We start from the raw sequence: 2,802 nt of genomic DNA, 5'->3' as shown, positions 1-2,802 counted from the left end.
TACAGATCCTGTGTTGCCGTGGCACTCGCCGAGCGCCGCGCCGTTTCCGCAAGCTGTGACTGGCATGTTGCGTGCCGGTTCTGTAGTTGTGGCTGCCCCGATGCAAACCGAGGACCCGTAATGGCGAACCTAGAGATCGACCACGCGTTCACCGCCCGCTCCAAGACGGGCGCGTCGTTCGAGCCGACCTATGCCGGCGCGCTGTCGTTCATGCGGCGCAAATATACGAAGGACGTGAAGGGCGCGGACGCCGTCGTATGGGGCATTCCTTTCGATGCCGCTGTCACCAACCGGCCGGGCGCCCGCTTTGGGCCGCAAGCGATCCGCCGCGCCTCGGCGATCCTCGACAACGATCCGCAATACCCGTTCTCGCGCGATCTCTTCGAGCATCTTTCGGTGGTCGACTACGGCGATTGCCTGCTGGACAGCGGCAATCACCAGAAAACGCCGGGCACGATCGAGCGCGAGGCGGCCAAGATCCTGAAATCAGGCGCGTTCCTTTTGACGCTCGGCGGCGACCATTTCGTCACCTGGCCGCTGCTCAAGGCGCATGCCGCGATCCACGGGCCGCTGGCGATGGTGCAGTTCGACGCGCATCAGGACACCTGGCCGGATGACGGCAAGCGCATTGACCACGGCTCCTTCGTCGCCCGCGCGGTGAATGAAGGCATCATCGACCCCGACCGCTCGATCCAGGTCGGCATCCGCACCCATGCGCCGGATACGTTCGGCATAAAAATCCTCTACGGTCATGAGGTCGAGGAAATGCGCGCCTCCGATATCGCCTATGCGATCGTCGACCGCACCGGCGGCAAGAAGACCTATCTCACTTTCGACATCGATTGCCTCGATCCGGCCTTCGCGCCCGGCACTGGGACGCCGGTGGCAGGTGGCCCGTCATCGGCCAAGATGCTGTCGACGCTGCGCCAACTCGGCCAGGTCGATGTCGTCGGCGCCGACATAGTCGAGGTTGCGCCGGCCTATGATCATGCCGATATAACGGCGATCGCCGGATCGATCATCGCCATGCACTATCTCGGCCTGTTGGCGGAACGAAAGGCACGGGCGGAAGAGTTGAACAACGGCAATCATGCCGCGCTAAATCATGCTCACGGCATATGATATTGGAATCGCAGGGAATTTGGTAAGCAATGAAACCGAAAATCTTCATTGACGGCGAACACGGAACGACGGGCCTGCAGATCAGGGCGCTGCTCGCCGACCGCGGCGACCTGGAGATCATCTCCATCCCGACCGAGCGCCGCAAGGAGACCGCCGCCCGCGCCGAATTCCTCAACGCGGCCGATGTCGCGATCCTTTGCCTGCCGGATGCGGCGGCGAAGGAAAGCGTGTCGCTGATCACCAACGACACGACCAAGGTGATCGACGCCTCGACGGCGCATCGCGTGGCCGATGGCTGGGAATACGGCTTTGCCGAAATGGACAAGGACCAGGCGAAGAAGATCGCCAGCGCAAAGCGTATCGCCAATCCGGGCTGCTGGCCGCAAGGGCCGATCGCGACGCTGCGGCCGCTGGTCTCCGCCGGCCTGTTGCCGGCCGATTTCCCGGTCACCGTCAACGGCATCTCCGGTTATTCCGGCGGCGGCCGGCCGATGATCGAGGACTATATCGGCAAGGGCGAGGACGCGCCCGAGTTCCTGCCCTACGGGCTGACGCTGCAGCACAAGCATGTGCCGGAACTGCGCACCTATGCGAAGCTGTCGCACGACCCGATAATGCAGCCGGCGGTGGGCAATTTCGCGCAGGGCATGATCACGATGGTGCCGCTGCAGCTCGGCGGTCTCGACCGCGTGCCGACCGGCGCCGAACTCCACGCGGCGATCGCCGACCATTATGCGTCGATCGACGGCGGCGTGGTCGAGGTCGCGCCCTACACTCATATGGAGCGGATCCCGGAGATCGATCCGGAGATCTATAACGGCACCAACCGGATGAAGGTCTATGTGTTCGCCAATGACGAGCGGGCGCAGGCGCTGCTGATGGCCGTCTACGACAATCTCGGCAAGGGCGCTTCGGGCGCCGCGGTGCAGAATCTCGATCTGATGCTCGGCATCAAGCATTGAGCGGCAGTGCAGGCGTTTCCCGAGCGCTGGAAAGTCAGCGCTCCGAACTCATTGCCGAGACGTTTTCCAGCCGGATCTGGAAGGTCGCACAGGACGACGGCTCGGTTGCCGTCGTCAAGGACCTGAAACCCTTCGACGACGTCGCGGACGAGCTGCGCGGCGAGCATTACCTGCTTGGCGGCGCGGCGAAGGCGCGGTGCGGCTGCTCGGCCGTGACGGCAATGGCATGCTGCTCGAATATGCCGGCGACAGGCTGCTCTCGCAGCATCTCGCCGAGCATGGCGACGACGCGGCCACCGCGATCGCGACCGATGTGATGGCAAGGTTGCTGTCGCCGTCCAAGCACACGCCTCCGCCCCACCTACAGCCGTTGCGGGAGCGGTATGTCGCGCTATTTCGGGTGGCCAGGGCCGACCGGGCTGCCGGACGAGCCAGCCTCTATGTCCACGCCGCAGACATCGCCGAGCGGTTGCTTGCCGATCCGTACGAGATCAGGCCGCTGCATGGCGACCTGCATCACGACAACATCCTCTTCGGCCCGCGCGGCTGGCTTGCGATCGACCCCAAGGGGGTCATCGGCGACCCCGGCTTCGATGCGGCCAACATGTTCTACAATCCGCTCGACCGCGATGATCTCTGCCTCGATCCGCGCCGGATCGCGCATATGGCCGACATGTTCGGCAAAACGCTCGGGCAGTCGCCGCACGCCATCCTCGAC

Annotated in this window: 2 protein-coding genes and 1 pseudogene; all 3 read left to right on the top strand. The window is 64.2% G+C overall.

Translation table 11 applies throughout. From position 1 onward, the window contains the following. The first annotated feature begins 120 nt into the window (after window positions 1-120). Window positions 121-1,122, top strand: coding sequence for an agmatinase (gene speB, locus EOA28_RS31535; protein ID WP_127250773.1), 1,002 nt, complete (start codon window positions 121-123; stop codon window positions 1,120-1,122). A 29-nt stretch (window positions 1,123-1,151) separates the two neighbouring features. After that, window positions 1,152-2,084, top strand: coding sequence for an N-acetyl-gamma-glutamyl-phosphate reductase (argC, locus tag EOA28_RS31530; protein ID WP_127250774.1), 933 nt, complete (start codon window positions 1,152-1,154; stop codon window positions 2,082-2,084). A 6-nt stretch (window positions 2,085-2,090) separates the two neighbouring features. Then, window positions 2,091-2,802 (top strand): annotated as a pseudogene (locus EOA28_RS31525) (aminoglycoside phosphotransferase family protein); the annotation flags it as partial.

The sequence above is a fragment of the Mesorhizobium sp. M2A.F.Ca.ET.067.02.1.1 genome (genome assembly GCF_004023285.1).
In the GTDB taxonomy this organism is placed as follows: domain Bacteria; phylum Pseudomonadota; class Alphaproteobacteria; order Rhizobiales; family Rhizobiaceae; genus Mesorhizobium.
Note: the sequence above shows the minus strand (reverse complement) of the source record. Positions and strands in the feature narration are given on the sequence as shown.

What these genes read in the sequence shown, in the direction of transcription:
- argC (WP_127250774.1), top strand. Translation starts at nt 1,152, where the DNA reads ATGAAACCGAAAATCTTCATTGACGGCGAACACGGAACGACGGGCCTG.
- speB (WP_127250773.1), top strand. Translation starts at nt 121, where the DNA reads ATGGCGAACCTAGAGATCGACCACGCGTTCACCGCCCGCTCCAAGACG.